The sequence below is a fragment of the Desulfobacter sp. genome, assembly GCA_028768545.1.
Classification (GTDB): domain Bacteria; phylum Desulfobacterota; class Desulfobacteria; order Desulfobacterales; family Desulfobacteraceae; genus Desulfobacter.
This window is the reverse complement of the sequence record CP054838.1, coordinates 2,796,199-2,815,372: the sequence shown is the minus strand read 5'-3', so window position 1 is coordinate 2,815,372 and position 19,174 is coordinate 2,796,199. Positions and strand designations below refer to the sequence as shown.

Here is a 19,174-nt window from a genome sequence, read left to right as displayed (position 1 = left end):
GGAATGCGCCCCATAGCAGTGTTCAGTTTATTGCCCAGGGGCTAGAACGATTTCGAATTAAGCGGTTTCTTTCTGATAAGCCGCCTTTTGCAGTCCAGGTAACGTATTTTGAAAAAACAGAAGAAAATGAAACTGAATTGAAAGCCTATGCCATCGCAATTATTAACTCCATTAAACAATTGGCCGCATTGAGCCTATTATATTCCGAACAGGTAAAGCAATATCTGTCAATGTTTGGTCCGGAGAATCCCTCACCGTTGACTGACTTTGCCACAGGCATCACAACGGCCTCAGGGAGTGAATTACAGGAAGTTTTAGAATCCCCGCTTGTTTTAGATCGGATGAAAAAAGCAATGATGCTGCTGCAAAAAGAAATTGAAATTGCAAAATTTCAAAGTAAAATTAATAACGATCTCAATCAGCAAATGAATGAAAATAAACGCAAATTTTTCTTAAAAGAACAGCTGCGCGCCATTCAAAAGGAACTGGGATTACTCAAAGATGATAAAACCTCGGATGTGGAAAAATTTAAGGAGAAGTTTGCAATACTTTTTCCGACTGAGCAGGTGGTGGAGCGGTTTGATGATGAAATTGAAAAATTGTCGGTGCTTGAGATAGGATCTGCGGAATATGGGGTGACCCGAAATTACCTGGATTGGATCACATCTTTTCCCTGGGGAATCCATTCCAAGGACAATGTTGACATTGGGCTGGCAGCGAAGATTCTTGACCGGGATCATGCGGGCTTGAGTGACGTAAAGGACAGAATCATAGAGTTTTTTGCTGCTGGAATCTACAGACAGGATATCGCAGGCTCCATTATCCTGTTTGTGGGGCCTCCGGGTGTGGGTAAAACCTCTATTGGAAAATCAATTGCAGAAGCCCTTGGGCGGCAATTTTACCGCTTCAGCTTAGGGGGGATAAGAGATGAAGCAGAAATCAAAGGGCATCGAAGAACATATGTGGGCGCGTTGCCCGGAAGACTGGTTCAGGCCTTAAAAGATACACGAGTATCCAATCCTGTGATCATGTTGGATGAAGTGGATAAAATCGGGGTTTCTTACCAGGGAGACCCTGCATCTGCATTGCTTGAAGTGCTTGACCCGGAACAGAATGTCGAATTTATGGATCATTATATGGATCTTCGGATGGATTTATCAAAAGTGTTGTTTATTTGCACCGCCAATCAGCTTGATACCATTCCAAGGCCCTTGCTGGACCGGATGGACAAAATACATCTTTCCGGCTATATCACAGAAGAAAAAATTGCGATTGCCAGAAAACACCTGTGGCCAAAGCTCTTAAAACGGAACCATCTCACTTCCAAAGTGATCACCATCACAGATTCTACGATCCGGTATCTGATCGAAGGTTTTGCCAGGGAAGCCGGGGTAAAAAATATTGAAAAGCTTTTAAATAAAATTATCAGAAAAAGTATTGTGACCCTATTAAAAGAAAAGAAAGAGAAAATCAGGATCACGATAAAATCTTTAGACAAGTTACTTGGGTCTCCGACTTTCAAAAATGAAAAACCCATGTCAGGAATTGGGATTGCCACCGGCCTTGCCTGGACCCCCATGGGAGGAGCGACCCTTCCCATTGAGACTGTAAGGGTCCATGAAAATAATCAGGGATTTAAACTGACGGGAAAACTTGGTGACGTAATGCAGGAGTCTGCAGCTATTGCCTATAGTCATGTCAGGTCAAATCTTAGCCTATTTAACATCAGCAAAACATATTTTGATAAGGCTTTTATCCATATCCATGTGCCGGAAGGTGCAACCCCAAAGGACGGCCCAAGCGCCGGTATCACCATTGCAACGGCACTGGTATCACTTGCAACAGGAAAAGCAATCAAACGCCCCCTTGCCATGACCGGAGAAATAACGTTGACGGGTGAGGTGCTTGACGTCGGTGGTATTAGAGAAAAAATCATTGCCGCACGTCGATCAAAGATTAATGAAATTATAATACCTGAAGGAAGTATTCCCCAGATTAAAAAACTGCCGGCCCACATTAAAGAGGGTATCGTGTTTTATTTTGCCCATAACTTTAGAGATGTGTTTAAAATCGTTTTTAAAAATTGAGAGCGTCGATAAACAAGCCAAATGCTAACATAATTTATGATTGTGGTATGAGTGACGAATGTCTATGAATGGCCGCTTTTTGTCGAAATTCCCAGACAACAACATAACCAATGTTTTTAAATATTGGGATTAAAGTCAAGATTAATGGTGAATATCCTTACTCATTCAGAGTAATGCAAGAATACATTTAATACCTTGTATACGATCTTGAGGATTTTTAAAAATTATCCAAAAGATATCCAGTTAACTTTGAAGCAATTACCCCATGCAGGCTAAAGGGGCAAGGGCAATGGATGCGCTATCGGCATAAAGAACAAAAAAATAATTATTCATCAGCTAAAAATTGATCCACCAGATCAAAGGCCTTGTCCTTTTGAACGGGATCAATCCATATCAGGCCGGGTTCTTTGTTAAACCAGGTAAACTGGCGTTTGGCATACCGTCTGGTATCCCGCTTTAACAGCCGGACGGCTTCGTTAAAATCAACCTCCCCCCTGATAAACATACCCATCTGCCGGTAGCCGATGGACTGCATGGATTTGAGATCCAGTGAATATCCCTTTTCTACCAGGGCATTGACCTCGTGAAGCAGGCCTTGTTCAACCATGATGTCCACCCGCTGGTTGATCCGTTCATAGAGCTGGGGCCGGTCCATGGAAAGCCCGAATGTCAGGCTTTGGTAGCGCGGTTCTTTAAATCCGTGCTCTTTTTGCTTGCCGGATATGGCCTCGCCGCAGGTGGCATAAACCTCCAATGCACGGATCAGCCTGAATTGGTCGTTGGGGTGGATTTTTTGAGCCGCACCAGGGTCGCAACGGACCAGCCGGTCATAAAGGTGTTGGCTTCCCTTTTCTTCAAGTTCTTGTGTCAGACGCTCCAGGGTTTTGGTGCACACAGGTGCTGCCCTGAAAAGTCCGTAAAGAAGCGCCCGGATATAAAGGCCTGTGCCCCCGGCAACAATGGGCAGTTTTCCCCGGGAAATAATATCACCAATGGCCTTGTCTGCGGCGGCAGCATACTTTCCGGCATCAAATTCACAACCAGGGTCCAGAAAATCAATGAGATGATGGGGGGCCATGGCCCTTTCCTTGGCATCGGGTTTGGCCGTTCCAATCTCCATATGCCTGTATATCTGCATGGAATCGGCCCCGATGATTTCCCCGTTGAATTTTTGGGCCAGTTGGATGGCAAACCCTGTCTTGCCGATGCCTGTTGGACCGCAAATGGTCAGTATTTTTTTCATCATGGTTTTTATGGGCTTGGTCTGGTGTTCAATTAAGTCTTTTTTTGTTTCAATAATGGTTGACAAGCTTTGCTATAAGACCTTATAACATAATTTTTTTGATTAATAAGAATTAATTAAAAGAGAGGTAATAAATAAGGATTACACCATTCCCAGAACGAAACAGGGACCCAAATTTGACGAGTTGTTGCATTTGTTTTTTTAAATGAAAAAATAGGAGAAGATAATGAACTCTGAAAAAATAGGATCTGTAGTGGTGATCGGCGGTGGTATTTCAGGCATGCTGTCAGCCCTGGATCTTGCAAATTCCGGGTATTATGTCTATCTGGTGGAAAAAAGTCCGTCCATTGGCGGTGTCATGTCCCAGCTGGACAAGACCTTTCCCACCAATGACTGTGCCATGTGAATTATCTCACCCACACTGGTCGAGGTCGGCCGGCATCTAAACATTGAACTGATCACCTATTCCGACATTGAATCCATTGAAGGAACTGCTGGAAATTTCAAAGTCAAGGTTAAAAAACGAGCAAGAAGCATATTTACAGATCGCTGCACCGGTTGCGGCGCCTGCGTTGAGGCGTGTCCCGTCACCCAGCAGGCCTGTTAAGTCTTATTTGATGCTTTTAATAATTGTTCAGTAGTGAGGAGAAGAACCAGAGAGGAGAAATTACCCAATGAGCACAATAAGTACTCAGCACGACAGCGGTGAGCAAATAGATTATCTGGAGCTAGACCAGATAATTGAAACGGATTTTCACGAGGACAAAGAGAATTTAATTATGATTCTCCAAGCCATACAGCGCCGTTATAATTACCTTCCCAAACCAGCACTCTTATACTTATCCCAAAAATTGTCCATACCTTACAGCCGAATCTACGAAGTCTCTACCTTTTACTCAACCTTCAGTCTTGAACCCAGGGGACGCAATATCATCTCCATTTGTACGGGTACTGCCTGCCATGTCAGGGGGGCGGAACGCGCCAAAGAACAGATTGAGTCAACCCTTAACATAAAAGATGGTGGAACCACCGAAGACCAAAGATATACCCTTGAGTCTGTTCGTTGCATTGGCTGCTGCAGTTTAGGCCCTGTCATTAAAATCAATGAAGATATGCATGGCCGGATTAAGCCTGACGAAATTAAAAAGGTGTTAAACCAATACGAATAAATCTTAAGAGGTATGAATCATGACCATTCAGTCTGTAAAAGATCTGGAAACCATAAAAGAGGAATACCGGATAAAGCTCAATCTTCCTGAGACGGTTAAGGTAAACATCGGTATGGCCTCCTGCGGTATTGCCGCAGGTGCCAAGGATTCCTTTGATACTGCTAAACAAGCATTTTCAGATAATAAAAAAATTGATATCTGTCAGACCGGCTGCATCGGATACTGCGAGGTTGAACCCCTAGTTGAAGTCATTGCCAAGGATCAACCCCGGATGATGTTTAAAAATGTCACCAAAGACAAAATCGTTGATATTATCAATGCCTATATCAATAACGACTATAGTGATAAAAAAATTAAAAAGCATATCCTCGGCCAGGTTAAGGACCCAAGATCCCTTCTGGAAGATGACATGGAAAATCCCCAGGAAAAGGTCGCCCCTTTAGAGGATATTCCCTTTCTTGAAGAGACCCCGTTTTTCAAGGGTCAGGTTAAAATTGCCCTGAGAAACTGCGGGTATGTGGATCCGGATTCCATTGAAGAATACTTTGGCAAGCAAGGGTATATTGCCTTTTTAAATGCCCTTCACAATACCAAACCCCAGGATATCATCACCGCTGTTAAAGAATCAGGCCTCAGGGGCCGGGGCGGCGGAGGATTTCCCACCGGCATCAAATGGGCCACCTGTGCCAAACATGAGGGGGACAGATCCATTATCTGCAATGCAGATGAAGGGGACCCCGGAGCCTATATGGATCGAAGCATCCTTGAAGGCGATCCCCATTCTGTGATCGAAGGCATGCTCATCGCAGGCCTTGCCATCGGTTCTTCCCAGGGGTTTATGTATGTGAGAAACGAATATCCTTTAGCCGTAAAACGCCTGGTTACGGCCATCAAACAGGCCACGGACTACGGTCTTTTAGGGGATAATATTGCAGGAACCAACTTTTCTTTTAAAATCAAGATATCCACCGGGGCCGGCGCCTTTGTCTGCGGTGAATCCACGGCGCTTATGGCCTCCCTTGAAGGAAAGGTCGGCCGTCCCAAGGCCAAGTACGTCCATACGGTTGAAAAGGGCTTTCGTGATCAGCCCACCAATTTGAACAATGTGGAAACCTATGCCAATGTGCCTGCCATCGTTTTAAAGGGTGCACCCTGGTATGCCGGTTTCGGTACGGACAACTCCAAGGGCACCAAGGCCTTTTCCCTGGTGGGCAAAGTCAGAAACACAGGACTTCTTGAAGTGCCCATGGGCATCCCCTTGAAAGATATTGTGTTTAATATGGGCGAGGGACTTCCCGGCAAAAAGAAATTCAAGGCGGTCCAGACCGGCGGACCTTCCGGAGGATGTATCCCGGAAGGCCTCATGGATACCCCAGTGGATTACCAGCAGCTGGCAAGTGTGGGATCCATTATGGGATCCGGTGGCATGATTGTCATGGATGAAAATACCTGCATGGTGGATGTGGCCAGATATTTCTTGGATTTTCTCAAGGATGAATCCTGCGGCCAGTGCAACCCCTGCCGGGAAGGGATCAAACAGTCCCTGGATATTTTGACCGCCATCTGCGAGGGCAACGGCAAGGAAGGTGACATTGAACTGCTCGAAGAACTCGGGGTGATGATTGGAAACTTTTCACTCTGCGGTCTGGGCACCTCAGCGCCTAATCCCGTGCTGACCACCATTAAATACTTCAGGGAAGAGTACGAATCCCATATCCGGGATAAAAAGTGCAAGGCAGGTGTCTGCAAGAATCTCTTTGTCTATGAAATTGACGAAAGTGCCTGTACCGGGTGCGGGCTTTGTGCCAAAAAATGCCCACAGGATGCCATCACAGGTGACAAAAAAGAACCCCACGTCCTGGACCAGGACAAATGTATTAAATGTGGAATTTGTTACGATGCCTGTAAATTTAACGCAATCGTTATCAAATAATCACGAGGGATAATATCTATGGTAACTTTTAAACTCAACGGTAAAGAAGTACAGGGAGAAGAGGGCCAGTATATTATTCACGTCGCTGAGAAATACGGTGTGGATATCCCCACCCTTTGCCACCACAAGGCATTGGAACCGGCAGGGATGTGCCGGATCTGTACAGTGGAACTTTTTGACGGCAGACGGACAAAATTTGTCACTGCCTGTAATTACCCCATCTGGGAAAGCATGGAAATCACCACCAACAGTGATGCTGTCATTCAGGGCAGAAAACTCATTGTTGAAATGCTTTTGGCCAGGTGTCCTGAGGTCCCCCTGCTCCAGCGACTGGCCAAGGAATACGGCATTGAAAAACCCCGGTTTGAATCCCAGGGAGATGACTGTATATTGTGCGGGCTTTGCGTGCGCATGTGTGAAAAGGTCGGAAATGCAGCCATCAGCTTAACCGGCCGCGGTACGGACATGTACATTAACACCCCCTTTGGGGTTCAGTCGGATGTGTGCATGGCCTGCGGGGCCTGTGCATCGGTCTGCCCCACAGGACACATCACCCTTGAAAAGATCAAGGAAGAATTTACCAAGGCTCATCCCTCTTTGATCCCCGATGAATACGAGATGGGACTCAAGGGCAGAAAACCGGTTTATGTACCCTATGCCCAGGCCGTGCCCAACACCCCTGCCATTGACAGGGATGTGTGCATGCATTTTAAAACCGGCGGATGCCAGGTCTGTTCAGAAGTCTGTCAGATGGATGCCATTGACCATACCATGCAGGACGAGATTATTGAGCTGGATGCAGGGGCCGTGGTTCTTTCTCCGGGATTTGAGCCCTTTGATCCGTCCAAGTTTGACAATTACGGATATGCAAACCATCCCAATGTCATGACCGCCATGGAGTTTGAGCGGATTTTATCTGCATCAGGGCCTACCGCAGGTCATTTAACCCGGATGTCCGATCACAAGGAACCCAAGAAAGTGGCCTGGTTCCAATGTGTGGGATCCAGGGATCAGAACAGATGCGACAATAAGTACTGCTCGTCTGTCTGCTGCATGTATGCCCTTAAAGAGGCTGTTATTGCCAAGGAGCATGCCGGAGATGATCTGGACTGTGCCATTTTCTACATGGACATGAGAACCCATGGAAAAGACTTTGAAAGATATTATAACAGGGCCCAGGACCAGGGGGTCAGATTCTTGAGAAGCCGGGTTCATACCGTGGTTCCCGATGACAGCACAGGGGATCTTAATATCACCTACACCAGTGAATCCGGAGAAAATATCAAAGAAACCTTTGATATGATCGTTCTTTCCATAGGCCTTGAGATTTCTCCTGAAATCGTTGACATGGCCAAAAAATTAGGCATTGAACTTACGGATGGGAACTTTGCTAAAACAGCTTCTTTTTCTCCTGTGGAAACCAGCAGAAAAGGGGTGTTTGTGGCCGGTGCCTTTCAGGGTCCCAAGGATATTCCCCAGGCGGTTGTCGACTCTTCTGCTGCAGCCGGTGAAGCCGGCGCCCTATTGTCCTCGGCCCGAAATACCTTGACCAAAGTGCCTGAAGAGATTCCTGAAACCAATATTGTGGGAGAGCGTCCCAGAATCGGGGTCTTTGTCTGTAAATGCGGCACCAATATCGCAGGGGTGGTCAATGTTCCCGAAGTCAGGGATTATGCAGCTGACCTGCCCTATGTTGAATATTGTTCTGATAACCTATACTCATGCTCCCAGGACACCCAGGAGACCATGACCCAGATTATCAAGACCAACAAGCTCAACAGAATCGTGGTGGCGGCCTGTACCCCTAAAACCCATGAACCTCTGTTCCAGGAAACCCTGATCAATGCGGGGCTCAATAAGTATTTATTTGAAATGACCAATATCAGAAACCATGCCTCCTGGGTACACAAGGACTCTCCGGTTCTGGCCACCCAAAAGGCCAAGGATCTTGTCCGCATGGCCGTCTCCAAGGTGGCCCTGATGGAACCCTTGGAAGAGGCTGAACTTCAGGTCAAACCCGTGGCCATGGTTATCGGCGGCGGTATTTCAGGAATGGTGGCTGCCAAGAACCTTGCAGAACAGAACTATGAGGTTCATCTCATTGAACGAGACGGGGTATTGGGCGGCCAGGCAAACAATCTGTACCATACCTATCAGGATGAAGATATTGCTACAGAGCTTGCCTCCCTGATCAAGGATGTTAAGGCCAATGACAAGGTAAAGCTCCACCTCAACACAAGTTTGGAAAATGTTGAGGGCTTTGTGGGTAATTTTACCTCTGAATTAAAAGAATCAGGCACGGTTACGACGCTTGAACACGGGGTTGCCGTGGTTGCAACCGGTGGTCACGCCCATACGCCTGATGAATACTGCTATGGTCAAGATGACAGGATCATGACCAGCCTGGATCTGGACAGAAGATTCATTGAAAAGGATGAGTCCCTTAAAAAACTTGAATCCGCCGTATTTATTCAATGCGTCGGATCAAGGGAAAAACAGCGGCCCTATTGTTCACGGGTATGCTGTACCCATTCCATTGATAATGCTTTAGAGCTTAAAAAACTCAATCCGGACATGGATGTCTATATCCTGTACCGGGATATCAGAACCTATGGGGAACGCGAATATAAGTACCAGCAGGCCCGGGAAGCAGGCGTTATTTTTATCCGCTATTCAGTGGATAATAAACCCGGGGTGGAGATAAAAGAGGGCAAGATTTTGATCACTGCAACTGATCATGTGCTTGACCTACCTGTGCAGATCGAGGCAGATCTATTGACCCTGGCCAGCGCCATCGTGCCCAATAAAGATGAACGACTGGCCAATTTCTTTAAGGTGCCTCTGAACGAAGACGGGTTTTTTGTTGAAAGACATGCCAAGCTCGGGCCTTCGGAATTTGCCACAGACGGGGTTTTCTTATGCGGACTTGCCCATTACCCCAAACCCATTGACGAAGCCATTGCCCATGGACAAGCCGCAGCCTCAAGGGCGGTGACCCTGCTGGCCAAAGAGACGGTTCATACCTCCGGCAATGTGGCCCAGGTCGATCCCATGAAGTGCAGTGCCTGCGGCGTCTGTGTATCCATCTGTCCCTATTCGGCTCCTGCCTTTGAGACCGAAGGCAGATTTGAAGGCAAGGCAGCGGTAAATCCCGTGCTTTGCAAGGGATGCGGGTTGTGCGTGGCATCCTGTAGGTCCGGTGCCCTTCATTTGAAAGGCTTTGATACAAACCAGATACTTGCACAAATCTTTGCTTTGAATGAAGCAGTATAAGGAGAGACAATGACTGAGAACAATACTAAAATAGTTGCTTTTTTGTGTAATTGGTGCAGCTATGGTGCAGCGGATCTAGCAGGCGTCAGCAGAATGCAATACCCCGCGGACGTCCGGGTGGTCAGAATACCCTGTACGGGCAGACTGAGTCCTAAATTTATTTTGTCGGCATTGAGAGAAGGCGCAGATGCGGTCTGGGTCTCCGGCTGACATCCCGGCGAATGTCATTACCTGGATGGTAATTATTATGCACGTAGAAAATTTGCACTCATGGGCAACCTTCTTGAACACATGGGTATTGAAAAGGACCGGGTTCATTTTTCCTGGATCTCTTCTGCCGAAGCCACCAAGTTTGTGGATGTGGTCAGAGAAATTTCGGAAAAAGTAAAGGCCCTTGGACCCAATACAAAATTTGTGAAGGACTATAATTAAAAAAGGCGATATTTATGGATACCTGTATACAAAAAATCAGGGAGCTTGCAGCGGATCTTCTTGAAAAAGGTGAGGTTGAAAAAGTGATTGGCTTTGCCCAAGGGACCGTTCCCATGGCAACCCGTCCTATTGTGATCTCCTCTAAGGATGATGTTGAAAAACTTGTGTTCAATTCCACCTGCGGACTGAACCTTGCCAATTATGCTTCCAAGGAAAAAGGAAAAATTGCCGTTATCGCCAAAGGGTGCGACTCCCGGAATTTGGTGACCCATATTGTTGAAAACCAGATCCAAAGGGATAACCTGTATATTATTGGCATGCCCTGTTCCGGAATGGTGGACAAGGTTAAGATTGCATCTGCAATTGAGGGCGAGATAACCGGATTTGAGGAAGAGGCCGGCACCTTGACGGTCACCTCTACCCTCCAGACCCTGACTGTGGACAAAAATGATGTGCTCAAGGAAAACTGTCAATACTGCACCCATAGAAATCCTGTGCTCTACGATGTATTGGCAGGGGATCTGGTTGAAGAGCAGGCACTTGAAAATCCCTTTCCCGATGTGGACAAGATTGCCGCAATGGACGGGGACCAACGGTGGCAGTATTTCCAGGATCTGACCCAAAACTGCATTCGGTGCTATGCCTGTAGAAATGCCTGTCCCCTGTGTTATTGTCCCACCTGCTTTGTGGATGAAACCGGTCCCCAATGGGTGGGCAAGGGCCAGAACAAGACAGATGTGGATACCTTCCATTTTCTGCGCGCCTTTCATTGTGCAGGACGGTGTACCGATTGCGGGGCCTGTGTGGAAGCCTGTCCCATGGGAATCAATGTCAGGGCCTTTACCCGGAAACTCAACAAGGATGCCTTGGATATGTTTGGCTGGGAAGCGGGATTGGACGTAACCAAACGGCCGCCTCTGGATGCCTATAGTCCGGATGATCCAAATGATTTTATCAAATAAGCGTAAATCCCAATAAGGATATGAAAATGAAATTCATTACAATTGATAAAAAAGACTGGACCAAAGGCATTGATAAATCCAGAAAAACCTATCAGCTTTTCGGCCCGGTTAAAGATGAAAACGGCTGTCAGATCAGGCAACTTGCTGCTGACGTTCAGCCGGATATGAGTTACACGGATTCTGTGCTCTCTGCCAAATCCGTTCTTTTTCCCCAGACAGAGAAAATTTTGACCGTAAGCCTGGACGAGTCTGTTGAAGACCATCACATCATGAAACGGGCGCAAGCGGATTACACCCCAAGGGCAGTCATCGGTATAAGGCCCTATGATGCCAAGGCCGTCCAATTGGTGAAACTTAACTTTGATACCGACGATTACAAAGATCCGTATTGGTGTGATGCCTATGAGGCCACCACCTTTGTGGGTCTGGGTATTAACAAGCCTTCACCCTTTGATTTTTCCACGTCCACAGGATCCGGCCCCTTTGATGAACAGGGCCTTGATATCCTGCTGGCCGACCTGGACGACAAATTTCTGGCCAAGGTGCTCACTCCCAAGGGAGAGGCCTTTGCCGCTGCCTGCGGATTTGAAACCGGGGCCGATGAAAAAGAAAGCCAGGTGCTTTTGGATGTGCTCAAAAAAGAGGCCGAGTCCAATATCAGTTCTTCTGTTGACACGGACAGGCTTAAGGATAAAACCATACTTGATCTTCACCAGGCACCCTTCTGGGATGACATTGCCTTTTCCTGCATTAACTGCGGGACCTGTACTTATGTATGCCCCACCTGCTGGTGTTTTGACATCCAGGACGAGGCAAAGCAGAAGGCTTCGGTAAGGTTCCGCAACTGGGATACTTGCATGTCTCCTCTCTTTACCCGCCATGCTACAGGTCACAACCCCAGGGGTGAAAAAAACCAGCGGGTCAGACAGCGGTTCATGCACAAGCTTAAATATTTTCTGGATAAGTATGACCAGGGGATTATGTGCGTGGGATGCGGCAGATGCGTCAAAAGCTGTCCTGTGAACATTGACATCAGAGAGGTCTGCCAAACAATGAATTCATATGAGAAACAAGAATAGCGGACAAAGGAGATAAGAAAATGGAAAATCCATATATGCCGTATCCGGTTCGCATTGACAATATTGAAGTGGCTACGGAAGACAGGTCCCTTAAAACCTTTACCTTTGTTTTTATCAACGAGGGTGATGAAGAAAAGTTTGCCTACCAGGCAGGACAATTTGCTGAATTGTCCATCCCGGGTGTGGGTGAAATACCCATAGGTATTGCCTCTTCACCGGTTGAAAAGGGGTTTGTAAAATTCACGGTTTTTAGAACCGGGGTGGTCACCTCCCATCTGCATAATATGAAGGTGGGAGATATCATGGGAATCCGCGGCCCCTTGGGCAATTGGTATCCCTGGGACAAACTTGAGGGTAAAAACGTGGTCATTATCGGTGGTGGATTTGCATTTACCACCCTGCGTTCCTCTATTATTTATATGCTCGATCCGGCCAACCGTGCCAAATTTGGAAATATTGACGTGGTATACGGTGCAAGATCTCCGGGCATGCTGCTCTACAGAGAGGAACTTTTTGACTGGGAAAAACGTGATGATATCAACATGCATATCACGGTTGACGGGACTGATGATCCTGACTGGCAATACCATACAGGATTTGTTCCCCAGGTGGTTGAAGACAACGCCCCCAAGGCGGACAAAGACACCTATGCCATTATCTGCGGGCCCCCGATTATGATCAAGTTTACCCAGCCTGCCCTGACCAAACTCGGTTACGGGCCGGACCAGATCATCATGTCCCTTGAAAACAGGATGAAGTGCGGCATTGGTATGTGCGGACGGTGTAATATCGGTAAAGAGCTGGTCTGTAAAGACGGTCCGGTTTTTACCCTGGCAGAGATTAACAAGACGCCTAAAGAGTATTAAAAACAATGGGTTTAGGCCCGTGGTTTTTTTTAACAATCAGCAAGGATTCTTTGTTGACAACCATACCCTGCTGAGATATGTTTAGTCGTCAATTATTAAAGTAACTATTGATGTGAAGACGGTATGTCTTAATGATAGGCTTAACTGAATTAGGTAAGAAAAAACTTTTTTTTAGGAGGAAAATGTAAATGGCAACAGTCGAATTTACCGGAAAAACTTTTGAAATAGATGAAGACGGATTCCTGCTTGACTACAACCTGTACTGCGAAGAATGGGTTGATTATGTAAAAGGCCAGGAAGGTATCGAAGAGTTGACTGACGAACATTGGCAGCTGGTTAAAGTTCTTCAGGACTACTACGAAAAAAATGGTATTGCTCCCATGGTACGTGTTCTTTCTAAACTGACCAAGTTCAAACTGAAACACATCTACGAATTGTTCCCCTCAGGACCTGGTAAAGGTGCCTGTAAAATGGCCGGTCTGCCCAAACCTACCGGTTGTGTATAGTCAAACTGATTTTTAGTTTTTCTGTTCGGTTTTAAAGGCCCTGTTTGAAAAAACAGGGCCTTTTGTTTTAAAAGGGGTGGCAAGGCCAATGATAGACCATACCAATAAAGATATTCTAAACAGCATTCAGGTTGATTTTCCCATCCATCCAAGACCCTTTAAGATTATTGGAGAAAAACTCGGACTCTCGGAAGAGGATGTGATCGGGCGGATCAAGACAATGAAAAAAGATCTGCTGATTCGGAGGATCGGAGGAAATTTCAGCCCGGACCGTCTTGGATACCATTCCACCTTATGTGCGGCCCAGGTGGAAGAAGACAAGGTGGAACTATTTACACAAACCGTAAACCGGTTTCCCGGGGTGACACACAATTACAGGCGGGACCACAAGTTTAATATCTGGTTCACCTTTATTGCCCCGTCCGTTGACACCATTGAAAAAAATCTTGAACTCATTGCCAAAGAGACCGGGGTGACGACCATTCTCAACCTTCCGGCCACCCATGTCTTTAAAATTTCAGCCAACTTTAAAGTATGATCTGAACGTAAATATGACGACAATCAGGGCAGCCCTTGTAATTCAGACCTGTGTGGCCGGCGATTTTGAGCGCAACCTTGACTCCACCCTCGATACCATATCCATTGCCGCCGGGTTAAAGGCGGATATCCTTGTTTTTCCCGAAATGAACCTTACCGGGTATGCACCGGCAGATGTCTCCATTGCCCGGTCAATTAAGCCAGACTGGCTCGGCCAGATATCTTGCGCCGCATCAAAATACAATATGGCGATTCTTGCAGGTCTTTTGGAACGGGCTTCGGACAACAAGGTCTATGCCACCCATCTGGTGATCCGGCCGGGATATGATCCCGGGTTTTACCGTAAAATTCATCTCTCCCCCTTTGAAGCCCCTTATTTTACCCCGGGCAACAGTGTAAAGGTTTTTAAGTTCAAAAAGGCCTGTTTTGGTATTCAGCTTTGTTATGATGCCCATTTTCCCGAACTTGCCACTGCCATGGCATTGAAAAAGGCAGATATGATCTTTATTCCCCATGCCTCTCCAAGGACGAGCCCAGAGGAAAAGTTTTTATCATGGATGCGCCATCTGCCGGCAAGGGCCTTTGACAACGGTGTGTTTGTTGCTGCAGTCAACCAGACGGGTGAAAATGGAAGAGGACTTGAATTTCCAGGGCTTGCCCTTGCCATCGGGCCGGACGGCCATCTCATGTCTAAAAAAATGGGAAATAAACCAGGAATTCACATGGTTGAAATGGACCTGTCCGCCATCACCCGGGTCAGATCCCATAAAATGCGTTATTTTCTGCCAAACCGCAGACCGGATCTTATCGAATAAGTGCCTTGAATTATGGTCTGATCAATTATTGTCTGATCAGGGACCTTCGGTTTTGAATATAGGCATTTCTCAGGGCCACATAAGGATCAAGGGCTGCCTGCTTAAGGGCCTCGTAATCGCCGATTCTAAAAGAGGTTCTGTTGGTCTTGTCCACTCCCCATACGCCCCAGGATAATTCCCAGGGCTCCACATAATTGACCGGGGTGATAAACCAGTCCCCTGCCCTGCCAATGGTATCCCTGAGGGTGGAAGGACCGAGTACGGGCAAGACTAGGTAAAACCCGTCTCCGATATTATAGGATCCAAGGGTCTGTCCGAGATCTTCTTCGTTCAAGGTGATATCCATATGTTTCTGAGCAAAATCGTTGAACCCAAAGATGCCGAGGGTTGAATTGACAAAAAAAGCTGAAAATTCAGTTGCAGCGCCTTCAACCTTGCCCTGGAGCAGGTTGTTGACAAAACGGACCGGAAAGAGCAGGTTGTTGAAAAAATTATTGATTCCCCTTCTGGCCGGTGTGGGCACAATGGCCTTATACCCCCGGGAAACAGGTTTGAGACCGTAAAAGTATAAAAAATCGTTGAATTGGTACATGGCATAGTTAAAATAATAGATGGGATCTGATACCATCTGATCATCCGTGGTGTCCGTATCATACTCGTCAAAGAGATCGTCGCTGAACTCTTCATCATCCAGGCTGTCCTCGGACAAAACAACAGGATCTGTACCGGTCTGGCTGCTCATGGTCTGAGGGGGAGGGACAGGATTTTCTTCTGCCAGGGCGTAAGCTCCGTGAACTAGGATTATAAGACAGGCAAGAATGAGTGTTGGCAGATGTTTCATTGTTCAACCTTTTCCTTAAGCTGAAAGATTATCTGTTCGGGGGTGAGTGAAATTTGCTGCCGGTATTGTTCGTTGTAGTTGGCAGCCATTGATACCCCTTCAATTTTAATATCATAAATTTTCCAGTCCAGGTCCGGTTTTTGAATCATTCTGTAAACAACAGGGATGCGGGTCTGGCCATGGACAAGCTGGGTGTGTATGTCTGTTCTGTAGATTTTCCTTTTGGTGGGCAGAGCATGGGTGTCCAGATAAAAAATTTGGATATTGTGAACATCCTGGCCCGCAAGTTTGGGAAAATAGGTGTTTGAAATCAACTTTGAAAAGTATAAAATAAAATCCTTTTGCTGGTCAGGAGAAAAGGCCTTGTATTTTCTTCCCAAAGCCAGCCTTGAAAAGGTTTTAAAATCAAAGATTTTCATCGCCTTTTCATACAAGACCTGTTTATATTTTACAGGGTCCTGGGCAAGCTTGGAATCCTGGATAATGGACAAGACCTGATCAACAAGTTCCTCGAGCTGCTCTTGGGCCTGGTCTGCTTTTTTTTGTGAACTGGTATCTAAATTGGCAGATGAAATACCCGTGAAAAACAGGAGGATGAAAATGAACAACGGATAAATTTTGGGTGATTTCATTTTATTCCTGAGGTGGTTATGGGTTTTCATTGCTGAAAATAAATTTTCGGATCAAAGATTCAATATCCAGTGAAGATTCCGTATTAAATATTTCATCTTGATCTTCAAGCAGTATCTCAGCCCCGCCAGGTGAAATAGCGATAAATTTTTCTCCTATTATACCAGAAGTTTTTACCGAGGCAATACTATCTTCGCTAATTTCCACACTTGTATCGATATGAAGGACCACCTTGGCCACCTGACGTTCCCGTTCAAGGGAGATTTCACCCACATTTCCGATATCTACGCCGGCCATCTCGACCCGGGCCCCGGTTTTTAATCCGCTGGCAGATGAAAAATAGCCGTAAAGGGCATACCGCTCTCCGCCGAAGAGCTTAACATCTCCGATGACCAGGACCAGGTATCCCACACAGATGGAGCAGATGACAACAAATACGCCCACATACAATTCAATATTTTTATTTTTCATAGGTTTTCCTAACTGGCCTTTGTGCTGTAGTTTTGTCCTTGAATAAAGGAGTTAACACTTGGATTGTCTGAGTTGAGAATTTCTAAAGTAGTTCCCTGGAAGATGATTTTACCCCTGTCCAGCATGGCAATATCCTGGGTGATTTCAAATATTTCAGGAATGTCATGGGTGACAATAATGGCCGTAAATCCGAATTCTTTCTGGTATTGGGCAATCATTGAATGGACATTGTTTTTTCTTACAGGATCAAGCCCTGTGGTGGGTTCGTCAAATAGAACGGCCTTGGGATCTGTAATCAAGGCCCTTGCCAGGGCCACCCGTTTTCGCATCCCGCCTGAAAGCTGGGAGGGGTATTTGTTCTGGGTGCCAGTCAGACCGAGAACCCGCATTTTTTCCAATACATGCTTTTTGATATCCATTGAAGATTGTTTTGTTTTTTCCGTTAAGGGCAGGGCAATGTTCTCATAGACCGTTAAAAAATCAAACAGGGCATTGTCCTGGAACATGTAGGAGAGTTCTTTTTGGAATCCGTGTTTTGTTTTTTTATTCATCCTGTCCAAGGGAATGCCGTTGATGAGCAATTGACCCGAATCCTGGTGAAGCAACCCGATAATATGTTTTAAGAGCACGGATTTTCCAGTGCCGCTTTTTCCGATCACCGTGGTGATCTTTCCTTGGTCAATCGTCAGGTTTACCCCTTTGAGCACCGCATTGGTGTCAAAGCATTTATGGATGTCGATGAGTTCAATAAAGGGTTTTGACATGATTTATACCAAAAAAGAGGTGATGATATAGTCTGAAATCAAAATGAGAATACAAGAGTTTACAACGGCATTGGTTGTGGCCAGAGAAACCCCTTTGGCTCCATATCCTTGTTCATTTCCAGCCAGGTGTGCATAATACCCCCTGTAACAGCAGACTGTGGTGACCAGCAGGCCAAAGACCAATGCCTTGAAAAAACCGCCGGTAATATCCCCGAGGCTGATACTTTGGACGACCTTTTCCATATAAATATTTTCATTGATTCCCAGCATGATTGATCCGGTTAAATATCCGCCCAATATGCCTGTGATGTCAAACAGGGCCGTGAGCAGGGGAAAACTGATCAGGGCCGCTATAATTCTCGGGGAAAAGGTGAACCTGACCGGGTGAATCTCCATGGTTTCAAGGGCGTCAATCTGTTCTGACATTCGCATGACCCCAATTTCGGCTGCCATGGCAGATCCGGCACGTGCTGCAATCATTATGGCACAAAGCACAGGCCCAAGTTCCCGGATCAATGTCATGGCAACGGCTGACCCGAGGGCTGCTTCCGACCCAAAGCTGACAAGGGTGTGATAGCCTTGAAGTCCTAAAACCATGCCGGTGAACAATGCCGTTAATATAATAACAAACATGGATTTTGCACCGATAAACCAGAGTTGTTCCATGATTTTTGCCCACTGAAAGGGAGGGACAAATGCCTGGACAAGGCCTGCACCCAGAAACAGGATAAGCCTGCCCAAGGATTCCAGGCGAAATAGGGTCTGGGTTCCAAGTATTTCCAATTGTTGCTTTAGCATACAAAGGCTTATATAAAGTTTGGCCTAAAAACACAAGTACCTGGGCCCAGTTAAAATGTTGGCAATTGAACTGAATTTGTAAAATTTTGTGAATCAGATTGACACGTGACCCAAAAATTTATACGTATAACAAAGATTGTACAGAGGTGATTCCCCCCTTTGGGCTGGTTTAAACTGCACCCCCTTTAATGTAGATTTTTCACTTAATTGAAATTTAATCTAAATCCAGGTGCAGACTTTTTTTGTCGGCCAGGGCAACCTCAATTTTTGAATTTTACGATTTGGATGGATAAAATGGCCCAGAAAATAACCTTGAGCATTCCAGATATGCTCCATGAAAAACTCACCGAATGGCGAAGCTCTTTTAATTTTTCAAAAATGTTTCAAGAGGCGTTGACCGATGCCATTCAGAAGAAAGAAGAACTGCAAAAGCGTTTTTCCGAAGAGTTTGACATGCCCGATATTGTCAAGCGTCTTCGCCAGGAAAAATTGGATTGGGAAAATAATTTTTACAACTCAGGAAAAACCCAGGGCGTGAAATGGGCCAGGTCTGCCCATTATGAAAATCTGTTGTACGTACTGCATTGCGATCATACGTACGAGATCATCGGGCATGAGACGTTTAAATCCTATTTTCAGAAAATATATGAGGCCCACGACCTTGGCAAATATTCTGTCCAGGGTGGGGTTGATCACGAGCAAAAATTTATGGACGGCTGGTTTGACGGGGTCACTTTATTTTGGAAAGAAGTCAGGGAGCAAATTTGA

At 46.1% G+C, this 19,174-nt stretch carries 18 protein-coding genes and 1 pseudogene; 13 read left to right on the top strand and 6 right to left on the bottom strand.

Going from position 1 to position 19,174, the window contains the following annotated elements:
- Nucleotides 1-17: 17 nt before the first annotated feature.
- A pseudogene (gene lon / locus HUN05_13600) lies at nt 18-2,087 on the top strand (endopeptidase La).
- Between the two features lie 325 nt (nt 2,088-2,412).
- Here the strand turns inward: lon and miaA are convergent.
- Complete coding sequence (gene miaA / locus HUN05_13595) at nt 2,413-3,330, bottom strand: tRNA (adenosine(37)-N6)-dimethylallyltransferase MiaA (GenBank protein ID WDP88064.1); 918 nt, start codon at nt 3,328-3,330, stop codon at nt 2,413-2,415.
- 226 nt (nt 3,331-3,556) lie between these two features.
- On the opposite strand from miaA, the gene HUN05_13590 reads away from it, so the two are divergent.
- The 11 genes from HUN05_13590 (at nt 3,557) to HUN05_13540 (ending at nt 14,902) form a co-directional block, all read left to right on the top strand.
- Entirely contained in the window at nt 3,557-3,937 is a 381-nt protein-coding gene (locus HUN05_13590; protein ID WDP86034.1) for a CoB--CoM heterodisulfide reductase iron-sulfur subunit A family protein, read from the top strand.
- 67 nt (nt 3,938-4,004) lie between these two features.
- Nucleotides 4,005-4,499, top strand: a complete 495-nt coding sequence (gene nuoE, locus HUN05_13585) for an NADH-quinone oxidoreductase subunit NuoE (GenBank protein ID WDP86033.1) — start codon at nt 4,005-4,007, stop codon at nt 4,497-4,499.
- A gap of 19 nt (nt 4,500-4,518) precedes the next feature.
- Nucleotides 4,519-6,432, top strand: coding sequence for a 4Fe-4S binding protein (locus HUN05_13580; protein ID WDP86032.1), 1,914 nt, complete (start codon nt 4,519-4,521; stop codon nt 6,430-6,432).
- 18 nt (nt 6,433-6,450) lie between these two features.
- Nucleotides 6,451-9,705 carry an FAD-dependent oxidoreductase gene (locus tag HUN05_13575; protein ID WDP86031.1) on the top strand — a complete coding sequence of 1,085 codons (3,255 nt, stop codon included), beginning with the start codon at nt 6,451-6,453 and terminating at the stop codon, nt 9,703-9,705.
- A gap of 9 nt (nt 9,706-9,714) precedes the next feature.
- Nucleotides 9,715-10,137, top strand: a complete 423-nt coding sequence (locus HUN05_13570) for a hydrogenase iron-sulfur subunit (protein WDP86030.1) — start codon at nt 9,715-9,717, stop codon at nt 10,135-10,137.
- A gap of 14 nt (nt 10,138-10,151) precedes the next feature.
- Nucleotides 10,152-11,099: a 4Fe-4S dicluster domain-containing protein gene (locus HUN05_13565; GenBank protein ID WDP86029.1), complete on the top strand. Its 948-nt coding sequence runs from the start codon at nt 10,152-10,154 to the stop codon at nt 11,097-11,099.
- 26 nt (nt 11,100-11,125) lie between these two features.
- Nucleotides 11,126-12,178 (top strand): 4Fe-4S dicluster domain-containing protein, encoded by a 1,053-nt coding sequence (locus HUN05_13560; GenBank protein ID WDP86028.1) that lies wholly within the window; start codon nt 11,126-11,128, stop codon nt 12,176-12,178.
- A 20-nt stretch (nt 12,179-12,198) separates the two neighbouring features.
- Nucleotides 12,199-13,044, top strand: a complete 846-nt coding sequence (locus tag HUN05_13555; protein WDP86027.1) for an FAD/NAD(P)-binding protein — start codon at nt 12,199-12,201, stop codon at nt 13,042-13,044.
- A 188-nt stretch (nt 13,045-13,232) separates the two neighbouring features.
- Nucleotides 13,233-13,550, top strand: coding sequence for a TusE/DsrC/DsvC family sulfur relay protein (locus HUN05_13550; protein WDP86026.1), 318 nt, complete (start codon nt 13,233-13,235; stop codon nt 13,548-13,550).
- 88 nt (nt 13,551-13,638) lie between these two features.
- On the top strand, nt 13,639-14,088 hold the full coding sequence (locus HUN05_13545) for an Lrp/AsnC family transcriptional regulator (GenBank protein WDP86025.1): 450 nt from the start codon (nt 13,639-13,641) through the stop codon (nt 14,086-14,088).
- A gap of 13 nt (nt 14,089-14,101) precedes the next feature.
- Nucleotides 14,102-14,902: an amidohydrolase gene (locus HUN05_13540; protein WDP86024.1), complete on the top strand. Its 801-nt coding sequence runs from the start codon at nt 14,102-14,104 to the stop codon at nt 14,900-14,902.
- Between the two features lie 25 nt (nt 14,903-14,927).
- Here HUN05_13540 and HUN05_13535 read toward each other — a convergent pair whose 3' ends face one another.
- The 5 genes from HUN05_13535 to HUN05_13515 are packed head-to-tail and all read right to left on the bottom strand — an operon-like array spanning nt 14,928 to nt 18,406.
- Nucleotides 14,928-15,743: a VacJ family lipoprotein gene (locus HUN05_13535; GenBank protein WDP86023.1), complete on the bottom strand. Its 816-nt coding sequence runs from the start codon at nt 15,741-15,743 to the stop codon at nt 14,928-14,930.
- A complete protein-coding gene (locus HUN05_13530; protein WDP86022.1) occupies nt 15,740-16,375 on the bottom strand; it encodes an ABC transporter substrate-binding protein in 636 nt (211 codons plus the stop codon). The genes HUN05_13535 and HUN05_13530 overlap by 4 nt, the downstream gene beginning before the upstream one ends.
- A gap of 16 nt (nt 16,376-16,391) precedes the next feature.
- Complete coding sequence (gene mlaD / locus HUN05_13525; protein WDP86021.1) at nt 16,392-16,844, bottom strand: outer membrane lipid asymmetry maintenance protein MlaD; 453 nt, start codon at nt 16,842-16,844, stop codon at nt 16,392-16,394.
- Nucleotides 16,845-16,852: 8 nt separating this feature from the next.
- Nucleotides 16,853-17,608, bottom strand: coding sequence for an ATP-binding cassette domain-containing protein (locus HUN05_13520; GenBank protein WDP86020.1), 756 nt, complete (start codon nt 17,606-17,608; stop codon nt 16,853-16,855).
- A 3-nt stretch (nt 17,609-17,611) separates the two neighbouring features.
- Nucleotides 17,612-18,406 (bottom strand): ABC transporter permease, encoded by a 795-nt coding sequence (locus HUN05_13515; protein ID WDP86019.1) that lies wholly within the window; start codon nt 18,404-18,406, stop codon nt 17,612-17,614.
- 294 nt (nt 18,407-18,700) lie between these two features.
- Here HUN05_13515 and HUN05_13510 point away from each other — a divergent pair, with 294 nt between their 5' ends.
- Nucleotides 18,701-19,174 carry a hypothetical protein gene (locus tag HUN05_13510; protein WDP86018.1) on the top strand — a complete coding sequence of 158 codons (474 nt, stop codon included), beginning with the start codon at nt 18,701-18,703 and terminating at the stop codon, nt 19,172-19,174.